Here is a 19,972-nt window from a genome sequence, read left to right as displayed (position 1 = left end):
GACGGCCGGACCATTCACTTCATCGACTTTGTTCACCCCGCCGCCGCTATGATCAGGCTGAGGTGAATGTCGATCCATCGGTGGAGAACGCTGCTGCATAGCGCCCCGAAAGACCGATGCCGCCCGCAGCGCAGACCCGCCCAGGTTAGCTACCGCTTTCTATGGCAGCAACGGCTGCGTCCTGCCGATCGCCCATGGCAGAAGTTGCCCATCGGCGTCGCGTGGTAGGCGAGGCCAACGGAACGACAGTTGGCACGGTCAATGGTACCCGGGAGCCGACATCAGAGTGCCAAGCCTTTGGCCTCCGGCGGATTTTTGACCCGCGAGGGCACGGAACTTTGCATTCTTTCCGCCTTCAAGGTTGACGCTCCCCGGTTTCGCACGGCAATCAGGAGCAGGCTCTCCGATGGAAAGCTTGCGTTCATCGTCGCTGCATTAGTTTCGCGGCTCAGAGGAATGTCGGCACGCCCCAGGCGGCAGTCGAACCTTGATGCAGGAGGATACGGGTTGGCGGTTGGAAGGCGGAAAGGGCACCTCTGGCTTGCGCTCGCTTTTTGCGTGGCGCTGGTCCTGTCTGTCCTGCCGGTGCCGGCTTCCGCCCAGCTGTTCGGTGGTACGAATGACGAGACGGCGGAGGACGACGCCAATGGCGGGTTCTTCGGTCCGCTGATCAATCTGTTCAGCCCCAGGCCGATCAATGCCGGCCCGCCCGCCCCGGACGCCACGCCTTATACGTTGACGCTCGACGTCACCGGAGGCGACGGCGCGCTTACCGACCGAATCGAGGCCGCATCGACTCTCGAACGGCTGAGCGAGCGCCCTCCATCCGGCGCAGCGGGCTTGGTGCGCCGGGCGCTGTCGGATCGTCGCGACATCAACGCCGCACTTTACGCCGCCGGCTATTACGGCGGCATTATCCGCATTCGCATCGCCGGGAGTGCACCAGATGCCCCCGATATCTTCGAGCGCGTGGAAGCGGCCCGCGCGCGCGGGCCCGTGCCGGTGCAGGTCACGGTAGAGGCCGGCCCGCAATTCCAGTTCGGGCGCGTCGAGCTGCTCGATGCCGCGACCCGGCGCCCGCTGTCGGAGTCCCCGTCGCTGGCGCGCCTGCGGCTGGAACCTGGCGAGCCGGCGCTCGCAACCTCCATCGTCCGCGCCGAGGGCATGATCGTCGATCACTGGCGGCGCATGGCCCACCCCTTCGCCAAGGTCGCCGACAAGGAGGTTGTCGCCGACCACCAGACTCGCACGGTCGACGTCACCTTCCTCATCGCCCCGGGCCCCGTCGCCACCTTCGGGCGCTTCACCGTGGTCGGCGCCGATTTTCTCACCCCCGGCTTTGTCGAGGAGCGCATCGAGATCGCCCCGGGCACGCCGTACTCACCGGAGGTGCTGGACCGCATGCGCCGGCGCCTGCTTGAGTATGAGGCCATTGCCAGCGTCCGCCTCCGCGAGGCGGAACGGCTGGAGGCGGACGGCAGCCTGCCGGTGACGATCGAGGTGTCGGCGCGCAAGCCGCGCTATGTCGGCGTCAGCGCCACCTATTCGTCAACCGACGGGTCGGCCATCAACGCCTATTGGGGCCATCGCAACCTGTTCGGCGGCGGCGAAACGCTGCGGCTCGATGACCAGGTCTCCTGGTTCGGCGAGAAGTCCGAAGCCGTGCCCACTGCCGACCCGTTCGGCTACAAACTCTCCGCCGCCTTTGTAAAGCCCGGCATTTACACCGCGCAGGATGACCTCGTCGCCAACGCCTCCGTGCTGCGCGAGGTGACGAACGCCTATGTGCGCGAGGCGGTGACGCTACTGGCCGGCATTCGTCACCGCTATAGCGACGACCTGACCCTGCAGGTGAGCATCGACCTGGAGCAGTCGCAGGTGGAGGACAGCACGAGCACGCGGGATTACGGCATTATCGGCGTGCCGTTCGAGTTGACCTATGACAACACCGACAGCAAGCTCGACCCCTCGCGCGGCTGGCGCGCGGCAGCGACTGTCGAGCCCTTTGCCTATCTCGGCGATGCCGGCGCCGGTCCCACCATGTTCAAGGGATCAGTCTCGACCTATTACGCCTTCGATGAGGGCAAGCGCTTCATCCTGGCGGGCCGTCTTGCCGCCGGCAGCATCGTCGGCGCCGGTCTCTACGACGTGCCGCCCCAACGGCGCTTCTATGTCGGCGGCGGCGGCTCACTGCGTGGCTATGAATATCAGTCCGCCAGCCCTCGCAACGAGGACGGCATCATCATCGGAGGCCGCAGCTTCTTCGAGGCATCGTTCGAAGCACGGGTGCGGGTCACCGATACGATCGGCATCGTGCCGTTCTTCGACATGGGTTCGGCTTTCGCCTCCGAATGGCCGGACTTCGATGGCATGAAATATTCGGCTGGCGTGGGCCTTCGCTACTATACGGCGATCGGCCCGTTGCGGGTGGATTTCGCCTTCCCGCTCAATCCGGGGCCGGATGACGGCGATTTCGGCGTCTATGTCAGTCTGGGGCAGGCCTTCTGATGACACGCGCGCTCAAATTCCTCGCAATGGCGCTGCTCTCCCTGCTGGTGCTGCTGGTGGCCGCATTCGGCGCGCTGCAGACACCTCCGGGCAAAGCGCTGCTGGCCGGCTTCGCCTCGTCGCTGGCCTCCTCTCCCGGCCTGACGGTCGCCCTGCGCGGGCTCGGCGGCTTCGTACCGTTCGACATGAGCGTCGAGAGCATCGAGCTGTCCGACGCCGAAGGTCCGTTTGCCCGCATCGAGGGCGCGCGGCTTGACTGGCGGCCACTGGCGCTGCTCTCCGGGCGCGTGGATGTGACGACGCTGGCCGCGGCACGCGTCAGTCTCGATCGACGGCCGGTCCTCCCGCCCGCGCCACCCTCCACGGATGAAGGGTCGTCCTTCGCCCTGCCCGTGCGGCTCGAAAACCTCGCCATCCCCGACATCACCCTCGCCGAGCCAGTGCTGGGCCATGCGGCGCGCCTGTCGCTCAACGGCTCGGCCGATCTCGCCTCGCTGGCCCAGGGTCTGTCGATGACCTTCGCGCTGGAACGTCTCGACGCGCCCGGCACGCTGAATGGTTCAGCCGGCTATTCACCGGAAACGGGCCAGCTCGATCTCGACGTCGCCGCGCGCGAACCCGCCGGCGGACTGATGGCGCGTGCCGCCGGCTTCGACGGACTTCCCGAAATCGCCGCGTCGCTGAAAGGCGCGGGGCCGCTCGACGCCTGGGACGGGCATCTGCGCGTCACCGTCGGCGATGTGGCTGAGGCCAGTGGCGCGGCGGGTATTCGCGCCGTGGCGAACGGGCACAGGATGAACGTCGCGATAGATGCCGATATCGCCGACATTTTGCCGGCGAATATTTCGCCGCTCTTTGAAGGGCGCAGCGAATTAGCCGGCTCAGTAACGGTCGATACGGCGCGGAATATTGCCATCGACAGCTTCACCGCCCGCACCGCCGGTTTCCAGGCCACGGTGAGCGGCACGCTCGACGCGGCGGAGACGGCCGACCTCGCCTTCGACGCCACCCTCGCCGACGCCGCGCGCTTCGCCGCCCTCGCTCCGGGCATTGGCTGGCAGAGCCTGCGCCTCACCGGCACGCTGAAGGGCGCGCTGCGGACACCCTCCATCGATGGGCGGATAGCGGCGACCCAGCTCACCGGCCTGGACTATCGCGCAGGAAGCCTCGCGGCCACGCTGCGCACCCTCCCCTCCGCGTCCGGCTCCCTCGCCTTTGCGGTGGAGGGCACGGCCGACGAGTTGACCGCCGCCGACCCGCAGGTGGCGGCAGCCCTGGGCACGCGGGGGCGCTTCTCGGCGGCCGGAACGCTGCCCCCCGGGGAGGACGCCGTCTTGGAAACGGCATCGGTCGAGCTCTCCGCGATCTCGGCGCGTTTTGCCGGCCGGGCGGATGCGCACGCCATCGACGGTGACCTTGGCGTCAGCCGGCTCAACCTCGCCGCCTTCTCGCCGCTCGCCGGCCGCCCGCTTGCAGGCACCGCGACGCTCGACGCCCGACTCTCCGCGTCAACTGACCTGGCCCGCGCCAGTGCCGTGCTCAAGGGCCGCGCCCAGGGGCTGGAGACCGGCATCGCCCGCGTCGATGCTCTCGTCGGGCAAGGCCTCAGCATCGACGGCGCCCTCGCCCGGGATGGCGCCAATGCGCTCTCGGTCGATAACCTGAAGATCGATACCGACGGCATCGCCGCCACCGTCAATGGCCGCCTCGCCAGCGATGTCGCCGACCTCAACGCCACGCTTGCCCTCGACGATCTCGGGCGGATCGACCCGCGTCTCGCCGGCGCGCTGCAGGCCGATGCCGCCTTTTCCGGAACGCTCGACGCGCTCGGCGTCAAGGCGACGCTGCGGGTGCCCGACGGCATGGCCGATGGCCGCCCGCTTCGCGATGTGACGCTCGATGTCTCCGCAACGGACATCACCAGCGACATGGCCGGCACATTCGGGCTCTCCGGCGACGTGGGCGGCAAGCCGGCGCGGGGTTCGGCGACGCTGGCGACGCAGCCGGACGGCACGCGGAGCCTGTCGGGCCTCGATCTTGCCATCGGCTCGGTCACGGCGCGTGGCGATCTGGCGCTCGACCCGGCCGGCCTCGCCACAGGTCAGTTGAATATCGTCGCCGGCGACCTCGCCGACATCGCCGCGCTCGCTCTCACCGAGATGGCCGGCGCCCTGAATGCCGACGTCACGCTCAGCGTCGCCGAAGGCCGGCAGAACGCCGATGTGCGCGCCAGCGCCGAAAAGCTCAGCGCGTTCGGCCAGACGGTGGGCTCGGCCAACATCAATGGCAAGGTGCTCGATCTGCGGGGCGTGCCGCTTCTCGATGGCACTGTCGACCTGCGGGCGGCGGCCCTTTCCGGCGTGACTGTCGACACCGCTACCCTTCGCGCCAAAGGCACGGCCGAGGGCACTGACCTCACGCTGGAAGCGCTCACCCAGGGCACCAATCTGCGCGCCGCCGGCCGGCTGGAGCCGATAACGGACGGCGCACGGCTGCGGCTCGACCGGCTCACGGCGACGCGGCCCGGGCTGAACGCGGCGTTGAACGCGCCGGCGACCTTCACGCTCACGGGCGGGACAATTGCCATCGACCGGCTGGCGCTGACCGCCGGCGGCGGCTCCGCCACCGTGTCCGGCACGGCCGGCGACAGGCTCGATCTCACGGTCGACCTGCGCGCCCTGCCGCTGGCGTTGGTCAACCTCGTCGCGCCGGACACCAATCTCTCGGGCACGCTGGCGGGCACGGCGCGCCTCGGCGGAACCGCTTCCGCACCAACGGGCCCCTTCGATCTGCGCATCTCCCGGCTGAGCCGCCCGGACATCGCCAGTTCCGGCGCCGGGCCTTTCGACATCGCCGCCAACGGCACGCTGGGCAATGGGCGGGCGCAGGTGCGCGCCACCATCACCGGGCAGAACGTGCAGGGGCTCACCTTGAGCGGCTCGGTGCCGCTCGGTGCGGGTGATCTCGATCTCGCGCTGCGCGGCGCCATCAACCTCGCTATCGTCAATCCCACGCTGGCGGCGACGGGTGCGCGCGTCACCGGCATCGCCACTGTCGACGCCACGCTGCGCGGCTCCCTCGCCGCCCCGCGCGCCGGCGGCACGGCGCGGCTCAGCGGCGGGCGCTTCGACGATTCCGTCAACGGGGTGGCGCTCGGCAATATCGAGGCCGTGCTCACCGGCACGGATCGCTCCGTCACGCTGACCAGTTTCCGCGCCACGACGACCAATGGCGGCAGCATCAGCGGGCGCGGCAATGTCGCACTCGACCCTTCCGCCGGCTATCCCGGGCGAATAGACCTCGACCTCGTCAATGCGGCGCTGGTGAACAGCGATCTCATGCGCCTTGTGGCGGAAGGTCGTCTCGGCATCGAAGGCGCGTTCCTGAATGGACCTCGCCTGACCGGACGGCTGGTGCTGCGCGCACTCGACATCAACGTGCCGGACCGCTTCCCCGGCGGGGTGCAGGACCTGAATGTCCGCCACGTGAATGCCAACGCCGAGTTCAAGAGCAAGAGCCCCACCGTGCAGCGCCAGCAGGGGCCCGCCGCACCGGCGCGCAACGGCATCGCGCTTGATCTGGTTCTCTCGGCGCCGAGCAACAATGTGTTCGTGCGCGGCCTCGGCATCGAGGCGCAGCTCGGCGGCGAGCTGACGCTCGGCGGCACGACGCGCGCGCCGGTGACGTCGGGTGGCTTTCAGCTGCGGCGCGGATCCTTCGATTTCGGCGGACGCCGCCTCACCTTCACGCGCGGCAACATCACGTTCACGGGCAACACCGACCCGGAGCTCGACTTCATCGCCGAGACCACCAGCACCGACATCACCGCCCGGGTGCTGGTTTCCGGCCCCGCCTCCCGCCCCGTGATCAGCTTCTCCTCCACGCCGACCCTGCCGCAGGACGAGGTTATCTCCCGCCTGCTGTTCGGGCGCTCCGCCGGGTCGCTCAATGGCGGTCAGGCGCTGCAGCTCGCGCAGGCCGCCGCGCAGTTCTCCGGCGGCGCCGGAGTGCTGGAAAATGTGCGCCGCTCGCTCGGCGTCGACAGCCTCGAACTTGGCACCGATGCGGAGGGAACCGGCGGCCAGGTCGGCGTCGGCCGCAGGCTGAACGACAATATCTATCTCGGCGTGCGCCAGGGCACCTCGGCAGGGTCGAGCCGCGTGACCGTCGATGTGGACGTGACGAAGAACATTCGCCTGCAGGGTGCAACCGGCGCCAACGGAGCCGCCGAGGTCGGCATCGGCGCCCAATGGGATTACTAGGGCCCGATCCGGTCGGATTGAACCAATGTGACCGGATCGCGCGCTCTTTGGATCAGCCTGCGGTCGCACCCATCCCGTAGCGGGCCGCCGGCTGGCGCAGCGACAGGCCGGGGGCCATCCGCACGCGATCGTCCACCAGTGTCTGCCACGCCGCCATCTCGGGCAGCGAGGGAATGGTGATCGCCTCCCCGGCCTCCAGCCCGCGCAGGGCGGCCTCGACAAGATCGGGCGCCGACATCACCATCTCGGCCGGCAGGGACCCGGCATCCAGGCCCGCACGGTCGAAAAACTCCGTCGCCGTGAGCCCGGGCAGCACCGCCTGCACCCGTATGGGCCCGCCCTTCAGTTCGCTCTGCAACGACTGTGTGAAGGCCAGCACATAGGCTTTCGTGCCGGCATAGGCGCCGAGAAAATTCTCGGGAACCAGCGCCACGACGGACGCGATGTTCACCAGCGTGCCCTTACCGCGCGCCGAAAAGGCATTCACAGCGGCGATGGACAGGCGCGTGAGCGCGGCGACGTTGAGCTGCACCATGGCGTCGACCTTGCCGGCATCGACGCCGACAACCGCCCCTTCCGTGCCCATGCCGGCATTGTTGACCAGCAGGGTGATCGACGGGTCGGCGGCGATGCGGGCCGTCAGCCTCTCGACGTCCGCCGCCTGCCCGAGATCGGCCACGAGGACCTCGGTCTTTCGGCCGGTCGCGCTCGCAAGGCTAGCCGCGAGTTCATCGAGCCGGCTGCGGTCACGCGCCACCAGCAACACATCATAGCCTCGCTGCGCGAGCTTCTCGGCGTAGATCCTGCCAATGCCACTGGAAGCTCCAGTGACGACTGCGGTACCGGGGTGAAGGTCAGGGCTCATCGGTCAACTCCATGTTCGACGCCCCATCCGGGACTCTATTTTCATTATAGTCATCATCAATAGACAATCCGTCCGCCTTCCGCCAGCGGCGTTGATCGTTTGGCCGTGTGATTTCGTAAGAGTAGGATCACGTCAGGATCACGTCGCATGCCCTCGTCTACCGACCGCCCTGCCCTCGTCTGGTTCCGCGACGATCTGCGCCTTGCCGACAACCCGGCGCTCGACGCCGCGCAGGCGAGCGGCCGGCCACTGGTGCTTATCTTCCTCCTCGACGAGGCGAGCGAGGACGTGCGCCCGCTTGGCGGCGCGGCGCGCTGGTGGCTTGGGCGTTCGCTGGCGGCGCTCGCTGCCGACATCGAGACGAAGGGCGGCAGGCTGCTCCTGCGCCGTGGCAGGGCAAGCGAGATCATCCCCGGGCTTGCCAGTGAACTGCGCGCGGAAGCGGTCTATTGGAATCGCCGCTACGGGGCCGGCGAGATCGCCATCGACACGGCGGTGAAGGCGGCACTCACAGCGCGCCACGTCAACGCCGAGAGCTTTGGCGGCAACCTCCTTCACGAGCCATGGACCGTGCAGACCCAGTCGGGCGGGCCCTTTCGCGTTTTCACGCCCTTCTATCGACGTGCAATGGCGCAACCTGTTCGCACGCCCGTGCGCGCGCAAGCGGCGTGGCGGTTCGCCCCTGCGCCGGCAGGCGAGCGACTGGAGGACTGGGCGCTGGAGCCGACCGCGCCCGATTGGGCCGGTGGGCTGCGCGAGGCCTGGACACCGGGCGAGGCGCGCGCGCGGGCGGCCCTCGGCACCTTCCTCGACGAGGGCATTCACGGCTATGGGGAAGGCCGAGACCGCCCGGATCGCCCCTCCACCTCGCGCCTGTCGCCTTTTCTGCGCTTTGGCGAAATCTCGCCGCATCAGGCACTTGCCGCCGCCCGGCATGCCGAAGCAGACGGCAGCGCCCCCCCGCGCGACGTGGCCAAGTTCGTCAGCGAGGTCTATTGGCGCGAGTTCAGCTATCACCTGCTGTTCCACTTCCCCGACATCGGGCGCACCAATTTCAACGGCCGCTTCGACGCCTTCGAGTGGGCCAATGACGAGGGGCTGATGCGGGCGTGGCGGCGCGGCCTGACCGGCTACCCCCTCGTCGACGCCGGCATGCGCCAGCTCTGGCAGACCGGCTGGATGCACAACCGCATCCGCATGGTGGCCGCGTCCTTCCTCATCAAGCATTGCCTCACCGACTGGCGCCGGGGCGAGGAGTGGTTCTGGGACACGCTGGTCGATGCCGATCCCGCCAATAATCCGGCGAGCTGGCAGTGGGTGGCGGGTTCGGGCGCCGATGCCGCTCCCTATTTCCGCGTCTTCAATCCGGTCGCGCAGGGGGAGAAATTCGATCCCGAGGGCGCGTATGTCAGGCAGTTCGTGCCGGAGCTGGCCGCGCTGCCGTCCGATATCGTCCATCGGCCTTGGGAGGCGGCACCCACCGTGCTTCGGCGCGCCGGCGTGGTTCTCGGCGAGACCTACCCGCGCCCGGTCGTCGACCATGCGCAGGCGCGCCAGCGGGCTCTCGATCGATTTCAGCGCCTGCGCGGCGAATAGCACCTCCATTCCGGTTGCCGAGGGGGAGCGGGATCACTAATTTCGTGGCCCCGGCAAACGGCAAAAGAAATCAGGTTCATGGATATCCGCAACGGTCTCGTCGAGGCGATCGGCAACACGCCGCTCATCAAGCTCCAGCGCGCCTCGCAGGCCACCGGCTGCACCATCCTCGGCAAGGCGGAGTTTCTCAATCCCGGCCAGTCGGTGAAGGACCGCGCCGCGCTTTTCATCATCCAGGACGCGGTGGCACGCGGCGCGCTGCGTCCCGGCGGCGTCATCGTCGAGGGTACGGCCGGCAATACCGGCATCGGCCTCGCCTTGGTGGGCAACGCGCTGGGCTACCGTTCGGTGATCGTCATTCCCGAGACGCAGAGCCAGGAAAAGAAGGACATGCTCCGCCTCGCCGGCGCCACGCTGGTGGAGGTGCCGGCCGTCGGCTATGCCAACCCGAACAACTACGTGAAAGTCTCCGGCCGGCTCGCTGAAGCGCTGGCCGCCACGGAACCGAACGGCGCGGTCTGGGCCAACCAGTTCGACAATGTCGCCAACCGCCTCGCCCATATCGAGACCACGGGGCCGGAGATCTGGGCGCAGACCGACGGCAAGGTGGACGGCTTCGTCTGCGCGGTCGGCACCGGCGGCACGCTCGCGGGTGCCGGCATAGCCCTCAAGGCGCGCAACCCGGCGATCCGGATCGGCCTCGCCGACCCCATGGGCGCCGCGCTCTACAGCTATTACACGACGGGCGAACTGAAGTCGGAAGGCTCCTCCATCACCGAGGGCATCGGCCAAGGGCGGATCACCGCCAATCTGGAAGGCGCGCCCATCGACTGCGCCTATCAGATCGGCGACGCCGAGGCGGTGCAGATCGTGTTCGACCTGCTCGAACATGAGGGCCTGTGCCTGGGCGGATCATCCGGCATCAATGTTGCCGGCGCGATCCGGCTGGCGAAGGAACTCGGGCCCGGCCATACCGTCGTCACCATATTGTGTGACTTCGGCACCCGGTATCAGTCCAAACTCTTCAACCCCGCCTTCCTGCGCGAGAAGGGCCTGCCCGTGCCGGGCTGGCTTGAGCGCAGCGTCGATGTCCCGAATGTGCTGATGTGATGACGACCCTCCTCCTGTACCGCGACGACGCCTATCTCAAGGAAACATCCGCCGTGGTGACAGGGGTCACACCCGAAGGCGGAATCGTGGTCGACCGCACGGTGTTTTACGCCAATGGCGGCGGGCAGCCGGGTGATCGCGGCACGCTGATGCGGGCCGATGGCTGCGAGATCGCCATCGAGACGGCGATCTACGGTCCGTCCAAGGTCGACGTCGTCCATGTCCCGGCGACCGGCTGCGAGCTGCCCGAGCTTGGCGAGGCGGTCACGTTGAGGCTGGACTGGCCGACCCGGCACAGGCGCATGCGGATGCACACGGCGCTTCACCTGCTCTCCGTCGCCCTGCCCTTTCCCGTCACCGGCGGCTCGATCGGGGAAGACGAGAGCCGGCTGGACTTCGACATTCCCGATGGCGGGCTCGACAAGGACGCAATCACCGCCAAGCTCGCGGAAATGATCGCCACCGGCGCCAAGGTGCGCGAGCGCTGGATTTCGGATGAGGAATTGCTCGCCAATCCCGGGCTGGTCAAGACGATGGCGGTCAAGCCCCCGATGGGGACCGGCAAGGTACGTCTCGTCGAGATCGAGGGGCTGGACCTCCAGCCCTGCGGCGGCACCCATGTGCGCGGGCTGGACGAGATCGGCGCCGTGCAGGTGACGAAGATCGAGAAGAAGGGCCAGCAGAATCGCCGCGTGCGGCTGGCCTGGGCCTGATGCCCGCGCACACCCGGAGTGCCCCATGACCGACACGCCCCGTGAAACATCCTCGCCTGCGAACCGCTTTTTCGTGTCGACAGACTGGCTTGCCGCTCATCTGGGGGCGCCCAACCTCGTTATCGTCGATGGCTCGTGGCACATGCCGGCAACCGGCCGGAGCGGGCGCAAGGAGTATATGGAGGCGCATATTCCCGGTGCGGTGTTCTTCGACATCGACGCCATTTCGGACATATCGAGCCCGCTGCCGCATATGCTGCCCTCCGAGACGCTGTTCCGGGCGGCGATGGAATCGCTCGGCATCGGCCGGCAGATGAAGATCGTGGTCTACGACACACAGGGCCTGTTCTCGGCGCCGCGCGTGTGGTGGACACTGCGGGCCTTCGGCGCCGTCGACGTCACCATCCTCGATGGCGGCTTTCCCAAATGGCGCGCCGAGGGCCGGCCGACGGAATCGGGCGAGGCGCCCTATTATCCCGCGCGTTTCGACGCCACGCTCGACCGCGACTGGGTGGCTTCGATGGACGACGTCGCCGCCCGCTTGGCCGACCGGCATACACAGGTGCTGGACGCGCGCGCGGCGGATCGCTTTCGCGGCGAGGCATCGGAGCCCCGCGCCGGGGTCCGTCCCGGACATATTCCCGGCGCCCGCAACCTGCCGGTTTCCGATGTGGTGAAAGATGGCCGCCTCGTCGAACCCGAGGCGATCCTCAAGGCGGTCGAGGCGGCGGGCATCGACCTGTCGAAGCCCGTCATCACAAGCTGCGGCTCCGGCGTCACCGCCGCCATTCTCTGGCTGGCGCTGGAGAGCGTCGGCGCGCCGCCCACCGCGCTCTATGACGGCTCCTGGACCGAATGGGGCGCCTCCGACAGGCCGTTGGCGACCGGGCCGGCCGACTGACGCGCCTGACGGCGACCACGTAAAAGGCCGGACCGCTTGCGCGATCCGGCCTTTTTTATCGGGGTTTTCTCAGTGCAGGATCTGGCTGAGGAACAGGCGGGTGCGCTCGTGCTGCGGGTTGGAGAAGAACGGTTCCGGCTCGTTCATCTCGATGATCTGCCCGGCATCCATGAAGATCACCCGGTTGGCGACCTGACGGGCAAAGCCCATCTCGTGGGTCACGCACAGCATGGTCATGCCCTCTTCCGCCAGGCTCACCATCGTCTCCAGCACTTCCTTGACCATTTCCGGGTCGAGCGCCGAGGTCGGCTCGTCGAACAGCATGATCTTCGGCTTCATGCACAGCGCGCGGGCGATGGCGACGCGCTGCTGCTGGCCGCCGGAGAGCTGGCCGGGATACTTGTGCGCCTGTTCGGGGATCTTCACCTTGGTGAGGAAGTGCATGGCCAGCTCGTCCGCCTCCTTCTTGGGCATCTTGCGGACCCAGATCGGCGCCAGCGTCAGGTTTTCCAGAATGGTGAGGTGAGGGAAAAGGTTGAAGTGCTGGAAGCACATGCCGACCTCACGGCGGATCTCGTCGATCCGCTTGAGGTCGTTGGTCAACTCGATGCCATCGACGATGATCGTGCCCTGCTGGTGCTCCTCCAGCCGGTTGATGCAGCGGATCATCGTCGACTTGCCCGAGCCCGAAGGCCCGCAAATGACGATCCGCTCGCCGCGATGCACCTTCAGATTGATGTCCTTGAGAACGTGGAATTCTCCGTACCATTTATGGACACCGACGAGATCGACGGCGACCTCGCGCCCCGGGGGCGTATGGACGGCGTGAAGCTCCTCTGGGGAAACGGTCGAATGGAGTTCGCTCATGGTGGGTTTCTCCGTTTCTCAATGCCGGTGAGAGGTATTCAGCCGCCGCTCCACGAAGAGCGAATAGCGTGACATGCCGAAGCAAAAGAGGAAATAGACCACCCCGGCAAAGGCGAAGCCGGTGTAGAGCGTCACCGGCGTCGCCCAGTTGGGGTCGGTAAAAGAGGCGCGAAGCTGGCCAAGAAAGTCGAAGATCGAGACGATCAGCACCAGCGTCGTGTCCTTGAACAGGCTGATGAAGCTGTTCACGATGCCCGGAATGACCAGCGTCAGCGCCTGCGGCAGGACGATCAGGCGCATCATCTGGCTCCAGGTGAGCCCCACCGCCATCGCGCCCTCATACTGCCCCTTCGGGATCGCCTGCAGGCCGCCGCGAACCACCTCCGCCATGTAGGCGGCGGAGAACAGCGCGACGCCGACCAGCGCCCGCAGCAGCGCATCCGGATTGGTGCCCTGCGGCAGGAAGAGCGGCAGCATGTAGGTGGCGAAGAACAGCACCGTGATCAGCGGCACGCCGCGCCAGAACTCGATGAAGATCACCGAGAGCAACCGGACCACCGGCATTTGCGAGCGCCGGCCCAGCGCCAGCAGGATGCCCAGCGGCAGGGAGGCGACGATGCCCGTCACCGCGATCACCAGCGTCACCAGCAGGCCGCCCCACTGGCGGGTCTCCACATAGTCGAGGCCGACATCGACGTCCCAGATGAAGATGACCAGCCCGAGCGAGAGGAAAACCCACAACGTAGTGATGGCGGCAGAGCGTCCGCTGCCGCCCAGCAGCGCGATCAGGCCGCCGATCGCGGCCATGACGAGCAGCGTGGTAAGCACATAATCAACCCAGAACACCAGGTTGACGCCGCCGATCTGCGCATCGCCGACCAGGCCGCCGATCAGCCCGAACCGTTCCAGCAGGAAAGCAGAGGCGTTGATGTTGCCGCCGGTCAGCAACACGAAGGCGACGACGGGATAAGCAACGAAGAACAGGAAGGCGTTGATGCGCTTGAACGGCCAGCTCAGCACCATCAGCGGCACCAGGAGCAGCGCGCCGGCGGCAAAGACGATATCGACCCGCCAGCGTTCGCTGATCGGATAGAAGCCATAGATCAACTGGCCGAACTTGGCATGGATGAACGGCCAGCAGGCGCCCACCTCGGGACCCAGGCAGGCCTCGCGGTTCTCGCCCGTCCACACCGCATCGATGATCATGAAGCGGACCAAGGGGGGCACCACCCAGACCACGGCCAGAATGCCGAGAACGGTCAGCAGCGTGTTGAGGACGCCGGAGAACAGGTTCTCCCGCATCCAGGCCACCGCGCCGATGCGCTGCTTGGGCGGCGGCAGCGGCTCCACCATTTCGTTGCGGATGAACGTCCCGTCGTCGAAGGTCATGCTCATGGCCGGGCCCTCACCGTTCAACCAGCGCGACGCGCTTGTTGTAGGCGTTCATGACCGTCGCGGTGATGATCGACAGCAGCAGATAGACGCCCATGGTGATGGCGATGATCTCGATCGCCTGCCCCGTCTGGTTCAGCGCCGTGCCGGCGAACACCGCCACCAGGTCGGGATAGCCGATACCGACGGCCAGGGAAGAATTCTTGGTCAGGTTGAGATACTGGCTGGTCAGCGGCGGGATAATCACCCGCATCGCCTGCGGAATGATCACCAGCCGAAGGGTCTGCGCATGGCGCAGGCCGAGTGAATGCGCGGCCTCGGTCTGGCCATGGCTCACCGACTGGATGCCGGAGCGCACATTCTCGGCGATGAAGGCGGCGGTATAGGTCGCCAGCGCCACCGTCAGGGCCACGAACTCCGGAATGACCTGGATGCCGCCGACGAAGTTGAAGCCCTTCAGTTCGGGCACCTCGAACGTGATCGGAAAGCCGGTGACGATCATGGCGAGGAGCGGAAGGCCGATCAGCAGGCCGAGATTGATCCGCAGCACCGGCAAATAACGACCCGTCTCCTCCTGGCGGCTTGCCGCCCAGTGGCGAAAGAGAATGGCCAGGAAAATGGCGAGCCCGATCGCCCACACGACGATGCCCGCACCGTCGCCGAACAGCGGGCGCGGAATGATGATGCCGCGGTTGGAGATGAACACCTCGCCGAACAGGCTGATGCTGTTGCGTGGACCCGGCATCGCGCTGAGCACCGCCAGATACCAGAACAGGATCTGGAACAGCGGCGGCAGGTTGCGCAGCACCTCGACATAAACGGTCGAGATTGTCCGCACGACGAAGTTCTTCGACAGGCGGCCAATGCCGACAAGGAAGCCGATGATGGTGGCAAGGATGATGCCGACCACCGCGACCAGAAGCGTGTTGAGCAGGCCGACGACAAAGGCGCGGCCATAGGTCGAGGTCTCGCTATAGGGGATCAGCGTCTGGTTGATGCCGAAGCCGGCCGTATTGTCCAGAAACCCGAAGCCGGTGGCGATCTTCTGCGCCGCTAGGTTGTCGCGGGCGTTCTCGGTGAAGCTCCAGCCCAGGAACACCACCACGACCAGGGCGATCAGCTGAAGGCCGATGCTCCGGACCTTCGGATCGTTGATGAATGAACTCTTCGCACGCCCGCCGACGGGCCCAGCCAAATCCGTCATAGTCCCCCTCGCCTCGAAACGAGGCCCTCATGCATCCGGCGCCGAACTTGATGTCGGTTCTGCCGGAGTGAAGAGGCCCCCGAATGCTCGGGAGCCCCTTTTTCGACTGCGGTCAGCGCACCGGCATGCCGTACTGGATGCCGCCCTTGTTCCACAGCGCATTGAGGCCGCGCGAGAGCTTCAGCGGGGTGTCGGGGCCGACGGTACGGTCATACATTTCGCCGTAATTGCCGACATGCTTGATGATCAGGTAGCCCCAGTCGTTGCCGATACCCATGCCCTCGCCATACTTGCCCTCGGTGCCCAGCAGGCGCTTGATTTCCGGGTTGATGGCGGTCTTCTGCTGCTCGTCGACATTCTTGGAATCGACGCCAAGCTCTTCGGCAATCAGCTGCGCGTAGAGAACCCACTTGACGATATCGAACCACTGGTCGTCGCCATGGGCGACCACCGGGCCGAGCGGCTCCTTGGAGATAATCTCGGGCAGCACGATGTGGTCGTCGGGATTGGTCAGCTTGAGGCGTTCGCCGGCCAGGCCCGAACGGTCGGTGGTGAGCACGTCGCAGCGGCCGGCGTCGTAGGCCTTGACCACTTCGTCGTTGGTGGCGAAGGCGATGACCTCATAGGTCATGTTGTTGGCGCGGAAATAGTCGGCGAGGTTCTGTTCGGTGGTGGTGCCGGTCTGGGTGCAGACCGAGGCGCCGGACAGTTCGAGTGCCGAGTTCACCTTCTTGTCCTTGCGGATCATGAAGCCCTGGCCGTCATAATAGGTGACGCCGGTGAAGTTCAGGCCCAGCGAGGTGTCGCGGGTGATGGTCCAGGTGGTGTTGCGCGACAGGATATCGATGTCGCCGGACTGCAGGGCGGTGAAGCGGTCCTTGGCGGAGAGCGGGGTGAACTTCACCTTGGTGGGGTCGCCGAAGATGGCGGCGGCGACGGCGCGGCAGAATTCCACATCGAGGCCGCTCCACTCACCCTTGTCGTTGGGGTTGGAAAAGCCCGGCAGCCCCTGGCTGACGCCGCACTGGACGAAACCCTTGGACTTCACCTGCTCAAGCTTCGTGGCGGCCTGCGCGCTAAACGCGCTGAGGCCCATGGCACCCGCAAGGGCGAACGTGGAGAGGAGGCGTTTCATGATGGCAGCCTTCTTCATTCGGATTGGAGCTGACGTATCCGCTGCGCGAACGCGAGCGGCACGAGTGACAGAAAAGGCAATTCGCATGCCGCCGATGTCATGCGGCGACGTGTCATGCCTGCTTCCTTCGTCTGACGGCGCCCAGAAGACCCCCTCGGGCACCACCGCAGCAGACGCAGCGTCATCAGAGCGCCGCAATCGGGTCCGGTCAAGCGCTTGACGGGGCAACACCGCTCCGTTCCCTATGCGACCTTCGATAAACTGGCTCGGACAGGCTACAACCATGGCGAACAAGACAAAAAGTACCGTCCCCGGCAATCTCTCGATGGAGACCGAACTCGTCCTCGCCGGACGCGACCCTTTTCGCCATGACGGCTTCGTGAACACGCCGATCGTCCGGGGATCGACCGTCCTCTCCCCCACCGTCGCCGATCTCGAAGGCCATACCGGACGCTACACCTATGGAAGGCGCGGCAATCCGACGGTCGAGAGCCTCGAGGCCGCGCTTACCCGGATCGAGGGCGGCGCCGGCGTCGTGCTCACGCCCTCCGGCCTTTCCGCCGTCAGCATCGCCCTGCTCGCGACGCTGAAAGCCGGCGAACACCTGCTCATGGTCGACAGCGCCTATCAGCCGACCCGCCGCATCTGCGACGAGGTGCTGCCGCGCTATGGCATCGAGACCACCTATTACGACCCGCTCGTCGGTGGCGAGATCGCCGGGCTCATCCGCCCCGATACGCGCGCCATCTTTATGGAGTCGCCCGGCTCGCAATCCTTTGAAATCCAGGACGTGCCGGCCATTGTCGCCGCCGCCGCCGCCGCCGCCGCACACGACATCACCACGCTGATGGACAACACATGGGCAACGCCGCTCTTTTTCCGCCCTCATGATTTCGGCGTCGACGTCTCCATCCAGGCCGGCACGAAATATCTCGGCGGGCACTCGGACCTGAATATCGGCACCATATCCGCCAATGAGCGGACCTTCCGCCGGGTCCATCTTACCCATGGCGACCTCGGCATCACCGTGGCGCCCGAAGACGCTTTTCTGGCAGCGCGGGGGCTCCGCACCATGGCGGTGCGGCTGCAGCATCACCAGCAATCGGCCCTCGCCGTGGCGCGCTGGCTGTCCGGCAGGCCGGAAGTGCTGCGGGTGCTGCATCCCGCCCTGCCGGAGCATCCCGGCCACGCCCTGTGGAAGCGCGACTTCAAGGGCGCTTCGGGTCTGTTCAGCATCATACTCCAGCCGGCGCCGAAACCTGCCGTCGACGCCTTTCTCGACGCTCTCGCGCTCTTCGGTCTCGGCTATAGCTGGGGCGGCTTCGAGAGCCTGGCCATTCCTTTCGACTGCGGCAGCTACCGCACCGCGACACGGTGGAACCCGGGCGGCCCGGCCATCCGCCTGCAGATCGGGCTTGAAGACCCCGCCGATCTTATCGCCGATCTCGATTCCGGGTTCGCGGCGCTGGCAGCATCGCGCTAAGCAACCGCCTCATCCCCCCAGGGCGACGGCCCCCGCCATCATCCCCAGGGTGATGGCGCCTGGCATCATCCCGGGCGGTAGGGCGCGAGCCGCACCTGGCGCAGTCCATTGTAATCGAAGCCCCGCAGATCGGCCCCGCGCTGGATGCGCAGGCCGATCGCTTCCGCCCGCCGGGCGAAGCGCGGCTCCTGCCGCCGTTCCACAAAGACCACCCGGCAAGCTCCCCCGACCTTGAGGAAATCGGCCGCGGCCGCCCCGTCCAGAAAGCGCGGCGCGTCCGGCAGAAGAAGCGCGAAGCTCGGCTCATTATAACCCGCTATGCCGACCTCGATGGGGCCGGAGCCGACCCCGCACGGCTCCCGTGCCGCGGCCGCCGCCACGCGGGGAGCCAGCCAGAAGCTATCGATATTCGGCAGCACGAGTTGCATCACCCCGAAGCCGGACACCAGCATGCCGGCAATAGCCACCAGCGCCGACTTCTCGACGCCATACTCGCGCACCGACGCCGCCGCGATCACCAGCGCGAAGAAGCCGAGCAGCAGCAGTGGCCAGGCAAGCACGCTGGTCGTCCGGTCAAAGACGGCCATGCCCAGAAGCGCCCCCACCGCGATCACCGCCCCGATCAGCGGCCATAGCCAGAGGACGCGCGCGAGCCGCATGTTTCCGAGAGCCAACGCGCCACGCTCCACCGCAAGGGCGATCAGTATGGCGACCGCCGGGAGCATTGGCGCCACATAGGCCGGCACCTTGGTGGGCAATATCTCGAACAGCAGCCAGACTGGCACCACCCAGGCCAGCAGGAAGCGCACCTTACCGATGCGGCGCGCCTTCCAGACGATGGGAAAGGCGAGCGCGGCCAGCGGCGCCGCCGGCCAGAACAGCGCGAAAAACAGCAGCAGATAGACGCCCGGCAGGCCGGTAAATCCCTGATACCCGCCGGCAACCGGCCCGAGCAGGGTGCGCACGACGAACTCCGCCTGCGTCTCGGGCGGACCATAGCGGCGCAGAAGAAACCAGCCGATGACGACGACGAGGATCACGGCGAGCCCGGCATAGGAGCGCGCGCGCCGCAGGAACAGCGCCGATCGGTCCACCGCCAACAGCGCCGCCAACGGCAACACCACATAGATCGGTGTCATCAGCCCCTTGGTGAACAGGCTGAAAGCGAGCGCGGACCAGAAGACAAGGGCCAGCCGGGCCTCTTGCGACGACTGTTGCCAGTCGACGGCGCCCCTGTCCTGGCGCTCGGCAAGATAAAGCCGGCCCATGGCTCCCATCATCGCGGCCACGGACCCGACCAGGAACACTTCCGGCACGGCGAGCCGGCCGCCAACGCCGAGGGCGACGCTGCTCGCCAGCAGGCTGGCGGCCAGAACGGCCGCGCGCCGGTGCGTGAAAGCCAGTGCCGCCCAGAATGTCAGCAGCACGGCGCCGATTGCGGCAGCCAGCGAGGGCACGCGATAGAGCCAGACCCGGGTCGGCGCCTCGGGAACGCCGACCAGTTCGGCGGCCTTGACCACCCCGGCCTGCAGCCAATGCAGGCCCAGTGCCTGCGTGCGCTTGGCCTCCCAGCCCAGCCTTGTCTCAGTGAGATTTCCCGTTTCCACCATGTGCCGGGAGATCAGCGCGAAGCGCGCTCCGTCCCGGTCCACTGGCGGAATCGAGAAGAATCCCGGCAGCAGGGCCACCAGACAAAGCCCGACGAGGAACAGGCAGGCCCGGCGGTCGCTGGCGCAGCAGGCCTCGAAAAGCGCGACGATCCGGTCGGGAAGGCGCGGGCCGCGCGAGGAATAGAGCGGGGCGGAACGCGCCTTACGGCCCGCAGCAAATGACTTCATCAAATGGAATCCCTTCCAAACCGACGAAACCATAGCAGAGGGAAGGCCCGCGCCGCACCGGCACGCCACCCCCGGCGGCCGGGATATCCCGCATTGTA

The 19,972-nt window shown here is 67.0% G+C and carries 13 protein-coding genes; 7 read left to right on the top strand and 6 right to left on the bottom strand.

Annotated elements, in window-relative coordinates; all coding sequences use genetic code 11:
* Positions 1-558: 558 nt before the first annotated feature.
* Positions 559-2,508: an autotransporter assembly complex protein TamA gene (locus EV667_RS09155; protein ID WP_131834919.1), complete on the top strand. Its 1,950-nt coding sequence runs from the start codon at positions 559-561 to the stop codon at positions 2,506-2,508.
* On the top strand, positions 2,508-6,770 hold the full coding sequence (locus tag EV667_RS09150) for a translocation/assembly module TamB domain-containing protein (RefSeq protein ID WP_245516049.1): 4,263 nt from the start codon (positions 2,508-2,510) through the stop codon (positions 6,768-6,770). The genes EV667_RS09155 and EV667_RS09150 overlap by 1 nt, the downstream gene beginning before the upstream one ends.
* 52 nt (positions 6,771-6,822) lie before the next feature.
* Here the strand turns inward: EV667_RS09150 and EV667_RS09145 are convergent, their stop codons facing one another.
* Complete coding sequence (locus EV667_RS09145; protein WP_131834918.1) at positions 6,823-7,635, bottom strand: SDR family NAD(P)-dependent oxidoreductase; 813 nt, start codon at positions 7,633-7,635, stop codon at positions 6,823-6,825.
* Between the two features lie 147 nt (positions 7,636-7,782).
* Between EV667_RS09145 and EV667_RS09140 the strand changes: the two genes are divergently transcribed.
* From EV667_RS09140 to sseA, 4 genes are all read left to right on the top strand, one after another.
* Entirely contained in the window at positions 7,783-9,231 is a 1,449-nt protein-coding gene (locus EV667_RS09140; protein WP_131834917.1) for a cryptochrome/photolyase family protein, read from the top strand.
* Positions 9,232-9,309: 78 nt separating this feature from the next.
* On the top strand, positions 9,310-10,341 hold the full coding sequence (locus EV667_RS09135) for a cysteine synthase A (protein WP_131834916.1): 1,032 nt from the start codon (positions 9,310-9,312) through the stop codon (positions 10,339-10,341).
* Positions 10,341-11,054, top strand: coding sequence for an alanyl-tRNA editing protein (locus EV667_RS09130; RefSeq protein ID WP_131834915.1), 714 nt, complete (start codon positions 10,341-10,343; stop codon positions 11,052-11,054). The genes EV667_RS09135 and EV667_RS09130 overlap by 1 nt, the downstream gene beginning before the upstream one ends.
* Before the next feature lie 25 nt (positions 11,055-11,079).
* On the top strand, positions 11,080-11,955 hold the full coding sequence (gene sseA, locus EV667_RS09125) for a 3-mercaptopyruvate sulfurtransferase (RefSeq protein ID WP_131834914.1): 876 nt from the start codon (positions 11,080-11,082) through the stop codon (positions 11,953-11,955).
* Positions 11,956-12,024: 69 nt separating this feature from the next.
* Here sseA and EV667_RS09120 read toward each other — a convergent pair whose 3' ends face one another.
* The 4 genes from EV667_RS09120 to EV667_RS09105 all read right to left on the bottom strand — a co-directional run bounded on the left by EV667_RS09120 (position 12,025) and on the right by EV667_RS09105 (position 16,553).
* The gene (locus EV667_RS09120) at positions 12,025-12,822 is read right to left on the bottom strand and encodes an amino acid ABC transporter ATP-binding protein (RefSeq protein WP_131834913.1); all 798 of its coding nucleotides are present in this window, start codon (positions 12,820-12,822) and stop codon (positions 12,025-12,027) included.
* Positions 12,823-12,840: 18 nt separating this feature from the next.
* Positions 12,841-14,217 (bottom strand): amino acid ABC transporter permease, encoded by a 1,377-nt coding sequence (locus EV667_RS09115; RefSeq protein WP_131834912.1) that lies wholly within the window; start codon positions 14,215-14,217, stop codon positions 12,841-12,843.
* Positions 14,218-14,227: 10 nt separating this feature from the next.
* On the bottom strand, positions 14,228-15,418 hold the full coding sequence (locus EV667_RS09110; protein WP_131834911.1) for an amino acid ABC transporter permease: 1,191 nt from the start codon (positions 15,416-15,418) through the stop codon (positions 14,228-14,230).
* 112 nt (positions 15,419-15,530) lie between these two features.
* Entirely contained in the window at positions 15,531-16,553 is a 1,023-nt protein-coding gene (locus EV667_RS09105) for an amino acid ABC transporter substrate-binding protein (protein ID WP_165901567.1), read from the bottom strand.
* Between the two features lie 283 nt (positions 16,554-16,836).
* Between EV667_RS09105 and metC the strand changes: the two genes are divergently transcribed.
* The gene (gene metC, locus EV667_RS09100; protein ID WP_131834909.1) at positions 16,837-18,036 is read left to right on the top strand and encodes a cystathionine beta-lyase; all 1,200 of its coding nucleotides are present in this window, start codon (positions 16,837-16,839) and stop codon (positions 18,034-18,036) included.
* A 65-nt stretch (positions 18,037-18,101) separates the two neighbouring features.
* On the opposite strand, the gene EV667_RS09095 is transcribed toward metC, so the two are convergent.
* Positions 18,102-19,874 (bottom strand): ArnT family glycosyltransferase, encoded by a 1,773-nt coding sequence (locus EV667_RS09095; protein ID WP_131834908.1) that lies wholly within the window; start codon positions 19,872-19,874, stop codon positions 18,102-18,104.
* Between the last annotated feature and the right edge of the window lie 98 nt (positions 19,875-19,972).

Origin of the sequence: Ancylobacter aquaticus, assembly GCF_004339465.1 — a bacterium.
In the GTDB taxonomy this organism is placed as follows: domain Bacteria; phylum Pseudomonadota; class Alphaproteobacteria; order Rhizobiales; family Xanthobacteraceae; genus Ancylobacter; species Ancylobacter aquaticus.
The sequence above is the reverse complement of the archived record's forward strand: the minus strand, read 5'-3'. Positions and strand labels throughout refer to the sequence as shown.

Excerpts from the sequence above, each read along its gene's own strand:
- EV667_RS09135 (WP_131834916.1), top strand. The coding sequence starts at position 9,310 with ATGGATATCCGCAACGGTCTCGTCGAGGCGATCGGCAACACGCCGCTC.
- EV667_RS09150 (WP_245516049.1), top strand. The coding sequence starts at position 2,508 with ATGACACGCGCGCTCAAATTCCTCGCAATGGCGCTGCTCTCCCTGCTG.
- EV667_RS09095 (WP_131834908.1), bottom strand. The coding sequence starts at position 19,874 with ATGAAGTCATTTGCTGCGGGCCGTAAGGCGCGTTCCGCCCCGCTCTAT.
- EV667_RS09130 (WP_131834915.1), top strand. The coding sequence starts at position 10,341 with ATGACGACCCTCCTCCTGTACCGCGACGACGCCTATCTCAAGGAAACA.
- EV667_RS09115 (WP_131834912.1), bottom strand. The coding sequence starts at position 14,217 with ATGAGCATGACCTTCGACGACGGGACGTTCATCCGCAACGAAATGGTG.
- EV667_RS09140 (WP_131834917.1), top strand. The coding sequence starts at position 7,783 with ATGCCCTCGTCTACCGACCGCCCTGCCCTCGTCTGGTTCCGCGACGAT.
- EV667_RS09110 (WP_131834911.1), bottom strand. The coding sequence starts at position 15,418 with ATGACGGATTTGGCTGGGCCCGTCGGCGGGCGTGCGAAGAGTTCATTC.
- metC (WP_131834909.1), top strand. The coding sequence starts at position 16,837 with ATGGCGAACAAGACAAAAAGTACCGTCCCCGGCAATCTCTCGATGGAG.
- EV667_RS09145 (WP_131834918.1), bottom strand. The coding sequence starts at position 7,635 with ATGAGCCCTGACCTTCACCCCGGTACCGCAGTCGTCACTGGAGCTTCC.
- EV667_RS09120 (WP_131834913.1), bottom strand. The coding sequence starts at position 12,822 with ATGAGCGAACTCCATTCGACCGTTTCCCCAGAGGAGCTTCACGCCGTC.
- sseA (WP_131834914.1), top strand. The coding sequence starts at position 11,080 with ATGACCGACACGCCCCGTGAAACATCCTCGCCTGCGAACCGCTTTTTC.
- EV667_RS09105 (WP_165901567.1), bottom strand. The coding sequence starts at position 16,553 with ATGAAACGCCTCCTCTCCACGTTCGCCCTTGCGGGTGCCATGGGCCTC.